Consider the following 15,788-nt stretch of genomic DNA (forward strand, 5'->3'; position numbering starts at 1 on the left):
GGCCTAGGACATCACCCTTTCACGGTGAGTACAGGGGTTCGAATCCCCTAGGGGACGCCAAAACATCGGCGTCGTTCGGTTGGAAGTTTGAGCGGTGCAGTAGGTGCAAAATCTGGAGCGGTAGTTCAGTTGGTTAGAATACCGGCCTGTCACGCCGGGGGTCGCGGGTTCGAGTCCCGTCCGCTCCGCCAGATTGGAGAAAGCCCACTTCGAAAGAAGTGGGCTTTTTTTATTTCCGCCGACCAGCCGGCCTGGTATGCTCGGGACAAACAGCCATTGCCAGCATGCGCGGCCTGTTTTACCGTTGACCGACTCATCTTCGTCGTTCCGCCATGTTCGATCCCACCGAAGCTCCGTCACCGTTTCATCTGCGCAATGCCGGTATGGACGATTTCGAGTTCGCCGAGGCGCTGACTCGCAACAACATGGGCGGCTATTATCGCCGGCACCATCTGGTCTGGCGACCCGATCTGTTTCTCGGCAGCTGGCGGGAGTCGGAGAATTTTATTCTCGAAGTGGACGGCCGAGCGATCGGCGTGTTGCGCATCACGCAGGAGGGCGATTCTCTCCATATCCGCGACGTCCAGATTGCCGAGGGCCATCGACGGCAAGGCGCCGGTACGTATCTGCTCGATATCTCGCATCAATGGGCGCGCGAGCGTGGGCTGCGCGAATTGCAGTTGCGCGTGTTCGTGGACAATCCCGCGGCGCGGCTGTATCAGCGCAAGGGCTACAAGCTCGCGGGTCCGCGTCTGGCGCAGCTCGGTGCGATCCGGCATCTCGCGCGGCGGGTCTGAGATCGGCGCTCAACGCGCGGCGCCGCCCGGCACGTCCGGGTGATCGTGCGCCGATTCGTCGTCCGTCTCCGTGTCGCCGTGTTCGTCGTTTTCCACCCGATGCTCCGCGCCGCGCTCGATGAATGCGCGCGGACTCTTACCGAACGCGCGCCGGAACATCGCGGAGAACGCGCTTTGGCTTTGATAGCCGAGTTCCTGTGCGACATGCGAGAGCGGTCGTCCCTGGCTCAGTAGCGGAATCGCGCGCGCGAGGATCGCCTGCTGACGCCATTGCGAAAAACTCACCCCCAATTCTTGCCGAAACAGCCGCGCGATCGTGCGCGTACTCGCGCCCACGCTGGACGCCCATTGTTCGAGCGACTCGCCGTGCGTCGGATCCGCGATCACGGCCTCGCACAGCGCACGCAGACGTTTTTCATTGGGCATCGGCACGGACAGCGGCAGCGGCTCCGAGCGCGTCAGTTCGTCCAGCGCGAGCGCGCCGAGCAACCGTTCGCGTGCGGCCGAAATGCCGGGCGTATCGAGCGCGGCGATTACTTCGCGCAGCAGATCCGAGACTTCGACGACGCGCGGCGCATCGAGCCCTGCCGGCACCGTGCTTTCGGTGATGTAGAGCGTGCGCAGGAACGCATCTTCGACGGCCACTACCTCGTGCGTCACATGCGGCGGCACCCAGATCGCGCGTGAGGGCGGCACCATCCACGTCGTGCCAGTCGTCGCGACGCGCAGCACGCCGCGCGACGCATACGCCACCTGCGCCCACGCATGGGTATGACGCGCGATGCGCCAGCCGGACGGCATTTGCCGCGAGCGCACGCGGATTGGGTGCGTCTCGGTCGGCTGGAACTCGGGCGGAATGTCGGCGAAGCGGACGAAGTTCGACAATTCGGTGTCGGCGGACGAAGTCATGGTGAAGATCGGTCCAGAGAACGGAGTGCCGGAAGTCGGTGCGGTACGTGGCGATGTGGGATGCGCAAGCTCCGCGCATCGGTTGCGCGAGCACAACCGGGCGGGCCTCATCATTGTAGGTGTTTGCCGCAGCTAGCCGTTGCATAATGGCCCGACTGCCCCGCCCTGGAGGAGATCCCGATGAGCTTTGCTACCGCGGACTTGTGCGACGCGCACGAAGACCAGTTGGCACGCGGCACGCTGCGCGTGCTCGAACCGGTCTTTCACCTCTTCAGCCGCACAGAGTGCTTCAGCGGCGAAGCGGTAACGCTGAAGGTATTCGAAGACAACGCGCTCGTGCGCACCACGCTCGAAGAGAAGGGCGCAAGCCGCGTGCTGGTGGTCGACGGTGGCGGCAGCCTGCGTTGTGCGCTGGTCGGCGGCAATCTCGCGCAAATCGCGGAACAGAACGGCTGGGCCGGCATCGTGCTGAACGGCTGCGTGCGCGATACGCTGGAACTCAATGAGGTCAACGTCGGCGTGGCTGCGCTTGCGACCTGCCCGCGCCGCGCCCAGAAGCGCGGTGCCGGCGAGCGCGACGTGGCGGTGCAGTTGCCCGGCGCGCTGGTGCGACCCGGCGAATGGATTTACGCGGATATCGACGGCGTGCTCGTCGCCAGCGCGGCGCTGAACTGAACTGAACTGGAACGCCGGCGCAACCGTGCCCTGACCGGAAGCCACACCCTCATTCAAGGAGAGCGAACGACGATGCAAACCGTCTTTGTATACGGCACGCTGCGTGCCGGTGAAGTGAACGACATCAGCGAGGCCGCGGCGCGCAACGAGATCGACGCGCCGAATCTGCTTGGCACGGCCTCGGTGCGCGGCCATCTGTTCGACTTCGGCCTGTATCCGGGCCTTGTCGTCGACGAAGCGGGCGTCGACGTGATCGGCGACGTCTACGAAATCGACGATGCGCTGGTCGCGGTGCTCGACGAAATCGAAGCTGTCTACCCCGGCGTCGAAGATCGCTTTCTCGCGCGCGAAGTGATGGTGAAGGTGGACGGCGATGTGGTGAATTGCCGTTTTTATCCGGTCACGCCGAATGCGGTGAAGGGCCTGCCCGAAATCAAATCCGGTGATTGGGTGGAATACCGCAACTCCCGCTGACTGGCTGAGGGCGTCGCACGTGCACGCCGAATCATCGAATCGTCGAAAGCGTGACGCGTGCAAAAAACGGCCCGGCAGGCTTGCGCCTGGCGGGCCGCGCGGTCGGTCAGTCTTGCGCATCGAGCTGTCTTCACGCCGCACATGGGCGATGACGACAAGCTCGCTACAGCAGCGACAGCATCATGCGGTGCTTATTCGCTGCATGGCGCCTCACGCCCGGACAGCATGACGCGCGTCAGCAACCTCAAAGCTCCTCGTACAACGGCAGCGTCAGGAAGTCGGTGAACTGCTCCGACGTCGACATCTCTTCGAAGATCTGCGCGGCACGTTCGTACGGCTTCGTATCGCCGCCCACGGCCTGCTTGACCTTGTCGAGTTCCTGCACCGCCAATTCGCGCACGAGTGCGACCGTCACCTTGCGGCCGTCGTCGAGCTTGCCCTTCGGCGAGCGGATCCATTGCCATACCTGCGAGCGCGAGATTTCCGCGGTGGCGGCGTCTTCCATCAGGTTGTGAATCGGCACGCAACCATTGCCCGCGAGCCACGAGCCCAGGTAGTGAATGCCGACATTGATGTTGTTGCGCAGACCGCCTTCGGTGATCGGCGTTTCAGGACGGAAGTCCGTCAGGTCCGTGGCCGTCACGAGCACATCGATGCGTTGCTTGCCGATCTGATTCGGCTTGTCGCCGAGCACCTTGACGAACTCTTCCATCGCGATCGGCACGAGGCCCGGATGCGCGACCCAGCCGCCGTCGTAGCCGTCGCCGGCATCGCGCGCCTTGTCGGAGCGTACGCCGGCCATTGCCTTGTCGTTGGCCGCCGGGTCGTTCCTGATCGGGATCAGCGCGCTCATGCCACCGATCGCCGGCGCGTTGCGGCGATGGCAGGTCTTCAGCAGCAACAACGCATACGCGCGCATGAACGGCGAAGTCATCGTGATCTGCGAGCGGTCGGCGAGGCAGAAATCGCGATCGGCCTTGAACTTCTTGATCGCCGAGAAGATGTAGTCCCAGCGGCCTGCGTTCAGCCCCGAGCTATGCTCGCGCAGCTCGTACAGGATCTCGTCCATTTCGAACGCGGCGACGATCGTCTCGATCAGCACCGTCGCGCGAATCGTGCCGCGCGGCACGCCGACCGCTTCCTGCGCGGCGACGAAGATGTCGTTCCACAAACGCGCTTCCAGATGGCTCTCCATCTTCGGCAGATAGAAGTACGGGCCCGAGCCGCGCGCGACAAGTTCCTTCGCGTTGTGCACCATGAAGAGCGCGAAATCGAAGACGCCGCCCGACACGCGCTTGCCGTCCACCTTCACGTGTTTCTCGTCGAGATGCCAGCCGCGCGGACGCACGATCAGCGTGGCGACCTTATCGTTCAGCCGATACGACTTGCCGTTCTGCTCAAGCGAAATCGTGCGGCGCACAGCGTCCTTCAGATTGATGTGCCCCGTGATCTGGTTGTCCCAGCTCGGCGCATTCGAATCCTCGAAGTCGGTCATGTACGAATCCGCGCCCGAGTTCAGCGCGTTGATGATCATCTTGCGCTCGACCGGACCGGTGATCTCCACGCGGCGGCATTGCAGATCCTGCGGCAGCGGCGCGATTGTCCAGTCACCTTCGCGTACGGATTTCGTCTCGGCGAGGAAGTCGGGACGCTCGCCGGCGTCGAGCCGTTTCGTGCGTTCCACGCGCGCCTGGAGCAATTGCTGGCGGCGCGGCTCGAACGTGCGATGCAGCGCGGCGACGAGTTCGAGCGCTTCGCGCGTGAGGATCGCGTCAAAGCCCGGCTTGATTTCAGCCGAGATTTCCATGCCCTGCGGCAGCGACAGTGATGAGAGCGAATTCGCCATGTGTTCTCCTTGGTCGGTCAGATTGTGCAAATCGTGGATGTTGAAAAAGCGTTGAGATAGTCCGTGTAGCCGCCGTTATGTGCCAGGGCTGTGGCGTCTGCGGTGGCTGCCGGAATGGTTCGGGGAACTGACTGAGCGGCGAGGCGCTGCGAGGGCCTGCAGAAAAGCAAGCAGGTCGTTCATGCCGCCGCCCGTGCCATGCGGCGCGACACCCAGTTCTTCGACGGGGGCGTTTTGCCGGTTGAGCCAGAACGTGGTGAAGCCGAACCACGTCGCGCCCGCCACGTCCCAGCCGTTCGACGACACGAAGACGATGTCGCCCGGCAGCGCGTCGAAGGCTCGCGTGCCGAGCGCATACGCGGCGGGCGAGGGTTTGTAGGCGCGCACGGCGTCGACGGAAAGCACGTGGTCGAACAGCCCGTTCATGCCGGCGCTTTTGAGCGCGATGTCGAGCATCTGCGGATTGCCGTTCGAGAGAATGGCAAGACCGAGGCGTGAAACGGGCTCGTCGGCGGTGGGCGTCGACGGCGTTGACGCAGTTGCCTCGCGAGCGGCCGCGTCCCGCAACGCGCGCAGCGCCGGCACCGCATCGGGAAACGCGGAAAGGCACGCGTATTCGTCCATCAACCGCTTCTCGGCCGCGCGGCCCAACGTGAGCTGAAGCTTTTTCGCGGCGAAGCGCAGAGCATCGAGCGTGACGTCCCAAAACGGCCGGTAGTGCGCGCCCGGTTTGTCGGCGGGAGCGGCCAGCGTGCGCAATTGCGTGTATTCGATCTGCTTCTGACGCCACAGCTGCGAGAGCGCGTCGCCGTGACCGGGGAACATCTGTTCGGCAGCAGCGATCACGGAATGCACGTCGAAAAGCGTGCCATACGCGTCGACAATCACTGCTTTTGGGGAAGGTGTCGTTGTGGCCGACATTGCCGTGCACTCCTGTCAGAGGTTAGGACGGATTGTATTAGTGACACTGAACGCTAAAAAAGAGGCTAAACATCACTTGATCTTTTACTTTCATCCACCTAATCTGACACGCACCTCACTTCCACCCGTAGTCCGTAGAATCTCTTTTGGGGGCTTCGCGGCGCGCATCGCTATGGACCGTTTCAAGCAGATCGAGACTTTTGTCACCGTCGCGGCCAAGGGCAGTCTGTCGGCCGCCGCCCTGGCTGAAGGCGTCGCGCCCGCGATCATCGGCCGCCGCGTCGATGCGCTCGAAGAGCGGCTCGGCGTCAAGCTGCTGGTGCGCACCACGCGCAAGATCACGCTGACTTTCGAAGGCTCCGCGTTCCTCGAGGACTGTCAGCGCATCATTCACGACATGCAGAACGCCGAAGCGAGCGTGTCGGAAGGGGGCGTGAAAGCGAGCGGCCATCTGCGGCTGTCGGCACCGGCCGGTTTCGGGCGGCGGCACGTCGCGCCGCTGGTGCCGGCGTTCACCGTCGCCCATCCGGACGTGTCGATCACGCTCGATCTGTCCGACCGGCTCGTCGATCTGGTCAATGAGGGTTTCGATTGCGCCGTGCGGCTCGGCGAATTGCCGGATTCGTCGCTGGTGTCTTTGAAGCTCGGCGAAAACCGGCGCGTGTGCGTGGCGTCGCCGGGCTACCTGAGCCGGCGCGGGGCGCCGCACACGTTGGCCGATCTCGCGCGGCACAACTGTCTCGCGCTCGGTGCGAGCGCCAACCAGCAGCGCGGCTGGATGTTCCAGCAGGGCGACAAGGTGGTGTCGATCAAGGTATCTGGCACGATGGAATGCTCGGACGGCGCGGTGCTGCACGAGTGGTGTCTCGCGGGCCACGGGCTCGCGTGGCGCTCGTGGTGGGAAGTTGGCAGCGACATCGCGGCGGGGCGGCTCGTGAGCGTGCTCGACGAATTCGCCGCGCCGCCGATCGGCATCCACGCGGTGTTTGCGCAGCGCCGCCATCTGCCGCTGCGGGTGCGGCTGTTTCTGGACTTTCTCAAGCATACGTATGGCCATCCCGGCTACTGGGGCTGATGCGCCGCGTCACGAGCAACATGGTCGCGGCATGCGGGCAGACCCTGGTGAATCCATGCCCTCATTTGCGCGACCTACAATCGATTGAAGCGGCTTACAAGCCGGGCCTCGTTGGACGCTCACGCCGCGCTGCGCGCAGCCGGCGACGGAGGGCATCATGTTCAGGCACATCCTGGTTCCGACCGATGGTTCAGAGCTGTCACACAAAGCGATAGACGGCGCGATCGACCTCGCGCAGGCCGTCGGCGCACGCATCACCGCTTACGCGTGCCTGCCGCAATATCCGTACTCGCCGTTTTCCGACGTGGTGGTCGAGCCGCCCGCCGAATTCCTGCAGCGCAGCGAGCGCGAAGCGCGTGTGCATCTGCGGGAAGTGGAGATGGCCGCGCGGCGTGCCGGCGTGGCCGTCGAGAGCAGGACCAGCGTTCATCCGGCGCCTTACCTCGGCATCATCGAAGCGGCGCAGCAAGGTGCTTGCGACGTAATTTTCATGGCGTCGCACGGGCGACGTGGCTTGGGCAGTCTGCTGATCGGCAGTGAAACACAGCGGGTGCTGACGCATACGAAGATTCCGGTGATCGTGTACCGCTGAGTGGCAGTTGGGCGGCGCGTGGTGGCCTCAAAAAACGCGCCGGCAGTGAAGCCGGCGCGCCACTGCTCGCCGGCACGCTGCGTTGTACCGGCGCTTTCTCCGCTGCTGCGAATTTTCAGTTTTCTCCGAGATGCCGGCCCCCGGGGCTGAGCGTCGATACCTCCGGCGGTGCGACTCCTCCCTGTGACGGCGGCTCTCTAGCCGAACCGCCTGGTCGTCTTTGCGCTGGCGCTTTTTTGCGATCAGGCCACGAGGCCGACCTGGTCGGCGGCGACGCGGCCTGTTACGTAGCCTGTCAGGCGACCTTCTTGTCGAAAAACTGCTCGTCTTCCGTCGAGCCGTGCAGCGCGGTCGTCGACGCTTCACGTTCGACCGTTTGCGTTACGGCGTCGAAGTAGCCGGTGCCGACTTCGCGCTGATGCTTCACCGCGGTGAAGCCCTTTTCGGCTGCGGCGAACTCGGCCTGCTGCATTTCGACGAAGGCCGTCATCTGGTTGCGGGCATAGCCGTGCGCGAGGTTGAACATCGAGTAGTTCAGCGCGTGGAAGCCGGCCAACGTGATGAACTGGAACTTGTAGCCCATCGCGCCGAGTTCGCGCTGGAATTTGGCGATGGTCGCGTCGTCCAGATTCTTCTTCCAGTTGAACGACGGCGAGCAGTTGTACGACAGCAGTTGATCCGGGAATTCCTTGTGGATCGCATCCGCGAATTTCTTTGCGAATTCGAGGTCCGGCTTGCCGGTTTCGCACCAGATCATGTCCGCGTACGGCGCGTAGGCGAGACCGCGCGAGATCGCCTGCTCGAGGCCCGGCTTCGTGCGGTAAAAACCTTCGACCGTGCGCTCGCCGGTCAGGAATGGCTTATCGTTGTCGTCGATGTCCGAGGTGACGAGGTCGGCGGCTTCCGCGTCCGTGCGGGCGAGCAGCACGGTGGGCGCGCCGCAGACGTCGGCGGCCAGACGCGCGGCGGTGAGCTTGGCCACGTTTTCGCGGGTCGGCACAAGCACCTTGCCGCCCATGTGGCCGCACTTCTTCACCGATGCGAGCTGGTCTTCGAAGTGCACGCCCGCGGCGCCCGCTTCGATCATCGCCTTCATCAGTTCGAACGCATTCAGCACGCCGCCGAAACCGGCTTCCGCGTCGGCGACGATCGGTGCGAAGTAGTCGATATAACCTTCATCGCCCGGATTCTTGCCTTCCGACCACTGAATCTGGTCAGCGCGCGTGAGCGTGTTGTTGATGCGCTTGACGACGAGTGGCACCGAGTTGGCCGGATACAGCGATTGGTCCGGATACATTTCGCCGGCGACGTTCGCATCGCCTGCCACCTGCCAGCCGGACAGATAGATCGCCTTCAGACCCGCCTTGACCTGTTGCATCGCCTGGTTGCCCGTCAGCGCGCCGAGCGAGTTGACGAACGGCTCGTTGTTGACGCTTTCCCAGAGCTTTTGCGCGCCGCGTCTGGCGAGTGTATGTTCCACCTGCACCGAACCGCGCAGACGGATCACGTCCTGCGCCGAGTAGGTGCGCTTGACGCCTTTCCAACGGGGATCGGTATCCCATTGCTGCTGGAGTTGCTTCGCTTGTTCTTCGCGGGTCATCGTCATCGTGTTCTCCTTGGGTTGCCTGTAATGGATGGGTAACTCTGTCTTCGTCGAAGCGGCGGCCATCAGGCGTTTCGTTTCGTGAAGTCTTATATAAGAGTCTAGGCAAACGAAGGATCCCGCAATAGTCGGCCAAAGGTGTTTTTATGATATTTATTACTGTTTATATTCAATGAGTTACAGGCAACGTTTTACATGGAGAAACGACTTTTCCCCTGTCGCAACGGCGTCTCTTGTGCCTTGCAGCATGATTTTTTACGACGCAAAAAAATTTACCACATCGTGAAATGTGCGGGCGTTAAGCTTGGGACGAAAAAAAACCGGTGCCTGAGCACCGGTTTCTTCCAACTAAGCGGGCGGCGCGAAGCCGTCCGGAGTCTTTTACTCGCTATCCGGCTATTGCCGCCGGGTAGCTTAGCTGCCGCGACGCGCCGTGCGCGGGCCGTCGCTGCGGCGTGCGCCGTAGCCGCCGTCGCGCGAACCGCCGTAGCCTTCACGCGAACCGCCACCGAAGCCGCCTTCACGCGAACCGCCGCCAGCCGACTTGCCGGCCCAGCCGCCGCCGCTACCGCTGCGCGAACCGCCGCCGTTGCCGGCCGGCTTGCCCGAACCGCTACCGAAACGACGGCCACCACCGTTACCGCCGCCCGGACGGCCTCGGCCGCCAAAACCAGGACGGCCGTTGCCCGTCGGTGCCGACTTACGCGGCTCGAAGCCTTCGACGACGTTGACCGGCAGCGGGGTGCGCACGAAGCGCTCGATGCGCTTCAGCGCGCCTTGTTCCGCGTGATGCACGAGGCTCACCGCGATACCCGAGCGGCCCGCACGGCCGGTACGGCCGATACGGTGCACGTAATCTTCAGCGAACTTCGGCAGGTCGTAGTTGAACACGTGTGTGATGCCCGGGATGTCGATACCGCGAGCGGCGACGTCCGTTGCCACCAACACACGCACGCGACGCTCGCGCAGTGCCTTGATGGTGCGGTTACGCGCGCCCTGCGGCAGATCGCCGTGCAAGGCGGCCGATTCGAAACCGGCGTCGGCAAGACGCCCTGCCAGCTGGTCGGCGTCCATCTTGGTTGCCGTGAACACGATAGCCTGGTCGAGGCCTTCGTCGCGCAGCAGATGGTCGAGCAGACGATCCTTGTGATCGCGGTCATCGACGTAGTGGACGGTTTGCGCGATGTTGGTGCGCTGTTCCAGACGCTGAACGATCTCGATACGCTCCGGATCCTTCAGCAGGCGGCCCGTCAGCGAGCCGATCTTGCCGTCGAGCGTGGCCGAGAACAGCATGGTCTGACGAGTAGCCGGCGTAGCGGCGACGATCGTTTCGATGTCTTCGATGAAGCCCATGTCGAGCATGCGGTCGGCTTCGTCGAGCACGAGGATCTGCAGTTGCGACAGGTCGATACGGCCGCGTTCGAGGTGGTCGATCAGACGGCCCGGCGTCGCAACCAGGATTTCCGGGTTCTTCGCCAGCAGCATCAGCTGTTGACCGTAAGCGACGCCGCCCAGAATGCTGACGGTGCGCAGGCGCTTGAGGTGCTTGCCGTACGTGGCGGCGGCGGTCGTGACCTGCATCGCGAGTTCGCGGGTCGGCGTCAGAACCAGCATGGTCGGACGCGCAACCGGTTGCGGACGGCGCGTGTTGCGGGCGCCATCAGCCGGACGCGGCTCACGCGGCTGGCTGGCTTGCGCCTTTTGGAGTTGCGAGAAACGCTCGATGGCGGGCAGCATGAACGCGGCGGTCTTGCCCGAACCGGTCGGGCTCGAGACCAGCAGATCGCGACCGGCAATGCCGGCCGGGATGGCGCGTTGCTGAACCGGCGTCGGGTTTTGGTAACCAGCGGCGGTCAGCGCGGAGACGACATCCGCGGAGAGACCAAGCGACGCGAACGTCGGGCCGGTCGGGACTGGGGCTTCAGCGGCGACGGCTTCCGGAGCGGCAGCAACGGCTGCGGCTAGGGCGGGAGCGTCGGCGAGACCGAGTGCCTGATCGGCGATGGCGTTCAACGGGCTGGAGGTGTTGCTCGAAGTCATGAGAATCCTTGGTACACAGGGAATTAAAACGTCGGCGCCAATCGGCATACCCAAGTCGTCGGATTCAGCGAGCAAAGAAGCAGCGAGCAAATCGAAAAACGGGGGCAGCTCGCGACAATGAAGGCGAGCTTTTCGTTAGAAGCTGTATCGGCATGCGACATGCCAACACGGCGTGCCGCCAGCCTGGGACATGATCGCCCGAAGAGGGCTAGGCAGGAGGGGACAGGTTCTAAACTGGATTGGAGCTAAACGCTACGAGGCGCTGCGCCGCAAAGGCCGCTACATGAAGCGGGCAAAGCAGTGAAGCGCAGGCCGTATTGTATAGGGTTTTGTTGCACTGCGCCACTGTTAGGACATGTCCGAGCCGAAAAGTTTGCGAATCCGACCGGCGCGGCCGGCGTTTTGACGGCTGGGCAGCTCGGCAGTCTGGCGCACTCGGTGACCGGCGCTCGAAATAAAGCCGCGAGCCGGCGCCGGTCGCCGCTTCGGCGCGCTCAGGCCGCGGCGCCGCTCTTCAGTGATTCGACGAGCTCGACGTATTGCTGCTTCGCAACGTCCTGCGCGGTGCCCCTGAGCGCGGCCCACGCGTCGTACTTGTATTTACCGACGATGTCGGTAAAGCCAGGCTTGTCGCCCTGAACGTCGCCGCGGGTGGCCTGCTTGTAGAGCGCGTAGAGGCGCAGCAGTGTGAGATTGCCCGGACGCTCCGGCAACTGCTGCACTTCTTCGTGGGCTTTGGCGAATTGCGCGTCGATGTCTGTCATGGTGGTGTTGCCCGCCGGGCGGGATCAGATGAGGATCGGCCGACGATCATAACAACTGCATGCGCTCGCGTGGGCGAGGGCTTATTCCAAACAGCGCGCCACCAGGACGCAACGCCAAACCCCATTGACGCGCGCGGCGCCGATTACAATACGGTCCATGACTCAAACTGTGCTCCTTGCCCTCGATACCTCGACCGAATTCTGTTCGGTCGCGCTGCTGTCCGTACCCGTCGACGCCGCACAGACTGGCGCCGCGCCCCGGCTCTGGGTTCGCCACGAGCAGACCGGCGCGGTCTCCAGCACGCGGCTGCTGCCCGCCATCAGCGAGCTGTTCGACGAAGCGGGCCTCACGCTCGCGGATTGCGACGCCATCGCGTTCGGCGCCGGCCCCGGATCGTTCACGGGCCTGCGTACCGCGACCGGCGTCGCTCAAGGCCTCGCGTTTGGCCTGAACCTGCCTGTCGTGCCGGTCAGCACGTTGCTGGGCTGCGCGGAGAGCGCGCGCCTGCGCGATCCGGCGGCGACGCGCGTGCTCGCCGCGCTCGATGCCCGCATGGACGAAATCTACTGGGCCGACTACGCGTGGGACGAGGCGCAGCAGGAATGGCGCACCGTTCAGGCGGCCTCCCTCGACGCGCCAGAGCGCCTGGTGCTGCCCGACACGCCTTTCACGCTTGCCGGCAACGCCGCCGCGGCGTTCGGCGCGCGGCTGCCTGCAGTGGCCGCGGCGCGTACGGTCGACGGCGAAGCACTGCCGCATGCGCTGCCGCTCGCACACGCGGCGCTGCGCGCACTGCGCGCCGGCCGCACCGTGCCCGCCGACCAGGCCGCGCCGGAATACGTGCGCGACAAGGTTGCGCAGACCACGGCGGAGCGTATTGCAGAGAAAGCCGGGAAGGCTGAAAAGGCCGCCAGGGCAGAACGGGACGCGGCACTCGCACAGAGCCCGCAGGACGTCCACGACGGCGCAGCCCAGCCCGCGCCAACAGACGGCGCTTCTCACGGCGAGGGCCGGCAATGAGCGGCGTGTTGCTCGCGGACCGCTACATGTCGCCGATGACCGAGGGCGATCTGGACGAGGTCGCCGCTATCGAAAAGATCGCGTATGAGTTTCCCTGGAGCCGGGGCAATTTCGGCGACTCGCTGCGCAACGGCTATTTCGGCGTCTGCTTGCGGCACGTGACCGGCACGCTGATCGGCTATTGCGTGCTGATGCCGGTCGTCGATGAAATGCATCTGCTCAACCTGTGCGTCACGCCCAGCGCGCAAGGTGCCGGCGCCGGCCTCGCGCTGCTGCGCGAGGCGGTGCGCATCACACATGCCGAAAAACTCGATGGCCTGCTGCTCGAAGTCCGGCCGTCGAATCATCGGGCGATCCGGCTGTACGAACGCTTCGGCTTCGCGTCGATCGGCCGGCGCAAAAACTATTATCCGGCGCGGCATCGCAGCCGGGAGGACGCCATCGTGATGCGTTTCTCGTTTGCCACGGAGGGCCCAGATGGCGCTGCATGAATCGGTACTGGAAGAGTTCGGCCTGACGACGCTGTGGGTGCGTCGCGGGATGGCGGTCAAGCCGCAGGTCGAAGGCGCGGGGCAGGATGCGCAGGCGCTGACTGGGCACGCTGGGCATCGCGACGATGTGCGTGGGGCGGTGGGGGCAGAATCGGTGCCGCTCGCGCAGGATACGCAGCGGCCAGCTATCGGTACGGGCGAGATGCCGCAGACCGGGCGTGCGCAGATGTCGGGCGAGCACCATGCGCCGGCTCACGACGAGCAGGTGGCCCCGTCGGCGCGAGCCCCCGAGCGGTTCGATGATCGCGCCGCTTCGGCGCGGGCGAGCGAGCCGTCGCGAGCCACGCAACAGAGCGAGGGCGGTGAGCGTCGGATGCAGCCCGCTCACGATGCCGCGCAGGACCGGCAAGCAACGCCCGGCGCGGCGCGGCAACAGCCGCATACAGCGGGCGAGTTCGCCCAGCAGGCTCAGCACGCGCCGTCGCGCCAACCCGTCGGGCAGGCGCGCTCCCCGGCGCTGCCGCCATTCGATGCCCCGCCCGACGACGATTTCGCATGGTTCGACGACCTGCCAGCGCACGCTCCGTCGCAGGCCCGCCGCGAAGCGCCCGAACTGCCGTCCGTTCACACGCTCGACTGGGACGCGCTCAGCGAGCGCGTCGCCGAATGCCGGCTGTGCCGCCTGTGCGAGAAGCGCACGAACACCGTTTTCGGCGTCGGCGATCGCGCCGCGGACTGGATGCTGATCGGCGAAGCGCCCGGCGAGAACGAAGACCGTCTCGGCGAGCCGTTCGTCGGTCAGGCCGGCAAGCTGCTCGACAACATGCTGCATTCGCTGGCGCTCGCGCGCGAGACCAACGTCTATATCGCCAACGTGATCAAATGCCGGCCGCCCGGCAACCGCAACCCCGAACCGGACGAAGTGTTGCGGTGCGAGCCGTATCTGCAACGCCAGGTGGGGCTGGTCAAGCCGAAGCTGATCGTCGCGATGGGTCGCTTCGCCGCGCAGAGTCTGCTCAAGACCGATGCGAGCATTTCGTCGCTGCGTGGTCGCGTGCATGAGTACGAAGGCGTCCCGGTGATCGTCACCTATCACCCGGCGTATCTGCTGCGCCGGCTGCCCGACAAGGCGAAGGCCTGGGCCGACCTGTGTCTCGCGCGCGATACGTGGCGCGAGGCGGGCGGCGCGCCGTCGAACGCGGCGAAGTGAGGGCCGTCGAGGGACCGGCGGCGCATGTGGCCGCCGCGCCAGGCAACCGCGCTACGCTCCTCGAAACGTTGCTCCGCACCTTGCGCGACCCGGCCGTGCGCGATCTCGCGTGGCTGCTGCTGAGCGCCGACCTGTTGCGCGCACAAGCGCCAATGGGCGCGCTCGCGAATCCTTTCCATACCCCGCAGGAACTTCAGGCCAGCGTCGACTGGCTGTGTGCGCTCGACGCCGCGCCGCAGCCGCTGCATCGCGACCTCGCCGCGACGCGCATCACGCGTCTTGGCCGATACGCCGAACGGCTGCTCGGCTGGTTCCTGCAAAACGGCCCGGCGGCGCGGCTGGTCGCGGCCGGCGTGCCGTTGCGGCGCGCGGGCGTCACGCTAGGCGAATGCGATTTTCTCGTGGAGTCGCGGCAGGGCGCGCGGTTGCATTGGGAGCTGGCGGTGAAGTGTTATCTGCATGCGGGCGACGGGCGTGGGCAAGGGCCGGGAGCCGCGCAAACGGACGCGCGCCTCGCTGATTATGTCGGGCCGAATCTGAAAGACCGCTTCGATCTCAAACTCGCGCATCTGCTGAACCATCAACTGCCGTTGAGTGCGCGCGAAGAGTTTGCGTCGGTCGGTCACGCGGGGCCGTGGTCGCCCGAGATGTTCGTGAAAGGCTGGCTGTTTTACCGGCATGGCGAGAGGCCGCCGGAGCCCGCCGAACTCGATCCGTCGCATGGTCGCGGCTGGTGGGTCACGCGCAGCGATTGGCCGGCGTTCGCGGCGGCGCAGGCGCAAAAGTGTCGGCAGTTGCCGAGGCTGGAATGGCTTGCGCCGAGGCGCATTGCGCTGGAGAGCGAGCAGACTGGGAGCGAGCCCGCGCGGTCGCCTTGGGTCGATGCGCAAACGCTTGCCGCGCAGATTTCACCTCAGCATGGACCAGCGATGGTCGCCGCTCTCGTCGAGGATCGTGCAGGCTATCTGGTCGAGCACTCGCGCGGTTTCATTATGCCCGACGCGTGGCCGGAGCAGGCATGGAACTACGCGCGGAAGTAGTGGAATGGCGGGCGGTACGACGCAGTCGCTCCCGGCATAACGGGGCGCGCGTCGCGATCTCACCGCTCGCCGGTGACGATTGGTCGGAGCGCTTCTGTGGGGTTCACCGTGCCGCACGAGTGGCTGGAGCAAGTGCCAACGACGCGCGGCGCATGCGGAGCAGCAGGCGGTGCAACATACCCGCTCGTCGTCATGTGAGCCGCGTCATCATCTCACCGCGTATCACGGCCAGCTGATCGAACACTCGCGCGGCTTCAGCGTGCCACAACGTATGTGCCGCCCCGGAGCAAAAAACGGCCCAGCGCAGCAGCGAAACACGGCAGACACTCA

The 15,788-nt window shown here is 65.0% G+C and carries 15 protein-coding genes and 1 tRNA gene; 10 read left to right on the forward strand and 6 right to left on the reverse strand.

What is annotated here, in order from left to right; translation table 11 throughout:
* The first annotated feature begins 114 nt into the window (after positions 1–114).
* Together CIC12_RS32180 and CIC12_RS32185 are read left to right on the forward strand one after the other, a co-directional pair.
* Positions 115–191 (forward strand) — tRNA-Asp (locus CIC12_RS32180).
* A 141-nt stretch (positions 192–332) separates the two neighbouring features.
* Positions 333–797 carry a GNAT family N-acetyltransferase gene (locus tag CIC12_RS32185; RefSeq protein WP_168670542.1) on the forward strand — a complete coding sequence of 155 codons (465 nt, stop codon included), beginning with the start codon at positions 333–335 and terminating at the stop codon, positions 795–797.
* A 9-nt stretch (positions 798–806) separates the two neighbouring features.
* Here CIC12_RS32185 and CIC12_RS32190 read toward each other — a convergent pair whose 3' ends face one another.
* Entirely contained in the window at positions 807–1,706 is a 900-nt protein-coding gene (locus tag CIC12_RS32190; protein WP_168670544.1) for an AraC family transcriptional regulator, read from the reverse strand.
* Positions 1,707–1,886: 180 nt separating this feature from the next.
* Here CIC12_RS32190 and rraA point away from each other — a divergent pair, with 180 nt between their 5' ends.
* Both rraA and CIC12_RS32200 read left to right on the forward strand, forming a co-directional pair.
* Positions 1,887–2,381 carry a ribonuclease E activity regulator RraA gene (gene rraA / locus CIC12_RS32195; RefSeq protein ID WP_168670546.1) on the forward strand — a complete coding sequence of 165 codons (495 nt, stop codon included), beginning with the start codon at positions 1,887–1,889 and terminating at the stop codon, positions 2,379–2,381.
* A 72-nt stretch (positions 2,382–2,453) separates the two neighbouring features.
* Complete coding sequence (locus tag CIC12_RS32200) at positions 2,454–2,855, forward strand: gamma-glutamylcyclotransferase family protein (RefSeq protein ID WP_121317490.1); 402 nt, start codon at positions 2,454–2,456, stop codon at positions 2,853–2,855.
* Between the two features lie 244 nt (positions 2,856–3,099).
* Here CIC12_RS32200 and aceB read toward each other — a convergent pair whose 3' ends face one another.
* Together aceB and CIC12_RS32210 are read right to left on the reverse strand one after the other, a co-directional pair.
* Positions 3,100–4,701: a malate synthase A gene (gene aceB / locus CIC12_RS32205; protein ID WP_168670548.1), complete on the reverse strand. Its 1,602-nt coding sequence runs from the start codon at positions 4,699–4,701 to the stop codon at positions 3,100–3,102.
* A gap of 75 nt (positions 4,702–4,776) precedes the next feature.
* Positions 4,777–5,622 (reverse strand): (S)-2-haloacid dehalogenase, encoded by an 846-nt coding sequence (locus CIC12_RS32210; RefSeq protein WP_168670550.1) that lies wholly within the window; start codon positions 5,620–5,622, stop codon positions 4,777–4,779.
* Positions 5,623–5,794: 172 nt separating this feature from the next.
* On the opposite strand from CIC12_RS32210, the gene CIC12_RS32215 reads away from it, so the two are divergent.
* On the forward strand, positions 5,795–6,697 hold the full coding sequence (locus CIC12_RS32215) for a LysR family transcriptional regulator (protein ID WP_168670552.1): 903 nt from the start codon (positions 5,795–5,797) through the stop codon (positions 6,695–6,697).
* Between the two features lie 157 nt (positions 6,698–6,854).
* On the forward strand, positions 6,855–7,289 hold the full coding sequence (locus CIC12_RS32220; RefSeq protein ID WP_168670554.1) for a universal stress protein: 435 nt from the start codon (positions 6,855–6,857) through the stop codon (positions 7,287–7,289).
* A gap of 295 nt (positions 7,290–7,584) precedes the next feature.
* Here CIC12_RS32220 and aceA read toward each other — a convergent pair whose 3' ends face one another.
* From aceA to CIC12_RS32235, 3 genes are all read right to left on the reverse strand, one after another.
* The gene (gene aceA, locus CIC12_RS32225) at positions 7,585–8,889 is read right to left on the reverse strand and encodes an isocitrate lyase (RefSeq protein ID WP_174772275.1); all 1,305 of its coding nucleotides are present in this window, start codon (positions 8,887–8,889) and stop codon (positions 7,585–7,587) included.
* A 417-nt stretch (positions 8,890–9,306) separates the two neighbouring features.
* Positions 9,307–10,932 (reverse strand): DEAD/DEAH box helicase, encoded by a 1,626-nt coding sequence (locus tag CIC12_RS32230; protein ID WP_168670558.1) that lies wholly within the window; start codon positions 10,930–10,932, stop codon positions 9,307–9,309.
* Between the two features lie 494 nt (positions 10,933–11,426).
* The gene (locus tag CIC12_RS32235) at positions 11,427–11,696 is read right to left on the reverse strand and encodes an acyl-CoA-binding protein (protein ID WP_168670560.1); all 270 of its coding nucleotides are present in this window, start codon (positions 11,694–11,696) and stop codon (positions 11,427–11,429) included.
* A 157-nt stretch (positions 11,697–11,853) separates the two neighbouring features.
* Between CIC12_RS32235 and tsaB the strand changes: the two genes are divergently transcribed.
* Genes tsaB through CIC12_RS32255 form a run of 4 tightly spaced genes read left to right on the forward strand, consistent with a single transcriptional unit; the run spans position 11,854 to position 15,458 of the window.
* The gene (gene tsaB / locus CIC12_RS32240; RefSeq protein WP_168670562.1) at positions 11,854–12,717 is read left to right on the forward strand and encodes a tRNA (adenosine(37)-N6)-threonylcarbamoyltransferase complex dimerization subunit type 1 TsaB; all 864 of its coding nucleotides are present in this window, start codon (positions 11,854–11,856) and stop codon (positions 12,715–12,717) included.
* A complete protein-coding gene (gene rimI / locus CIC12_RS32245; RefSeq protein WP_168670563.1) occupies positions 12,714–13,208 on the forward strand; it encodes a ribosomal protein S18-alanine N-acetyltransferase in 495 nt (164 codons plus the stop codon). The genes tsaB and rimI overlap by 4 nt, the downstream gene beginning before the upstream one ends.
* Entirely contained in the window at positions 13,195–14,418 is a 1,224-nt protein-coding gene (locus tag CIC12_RS32250) for a uracil-DNA glycosylase (protein WP_168670565.1), read from the forward strand. Before rimI ends, CIC12_RS32250 begins: the two co-directional genes overlap by 14 nt.
* Positions 14,415–15,458, forward strand: a complete 1,044-nt coding sequence (locus CIC12_RS32255; RefSeq protein WP_168670567.1) for a DUF1853 family protein — start codon at positions 14,415–14,417, stop codon at positions 15,456–15,458. Before CIC12_RS32250 ends, CIC12_RS32255 begins: the two co-directional genes overlap by 4 nt.
* Positions 15,459–15,788 lie beyond the last annotated feature (330 nt).

Source organism: Paraburkholderia sp. SG-MS1 (assembly GCF_012275575.1).
Lineage (GTDB): Bacteria > Pseudomonadota > Gammaproteobacteria > Burkholderiales > Burkholderiaceae > Paraburkholderia.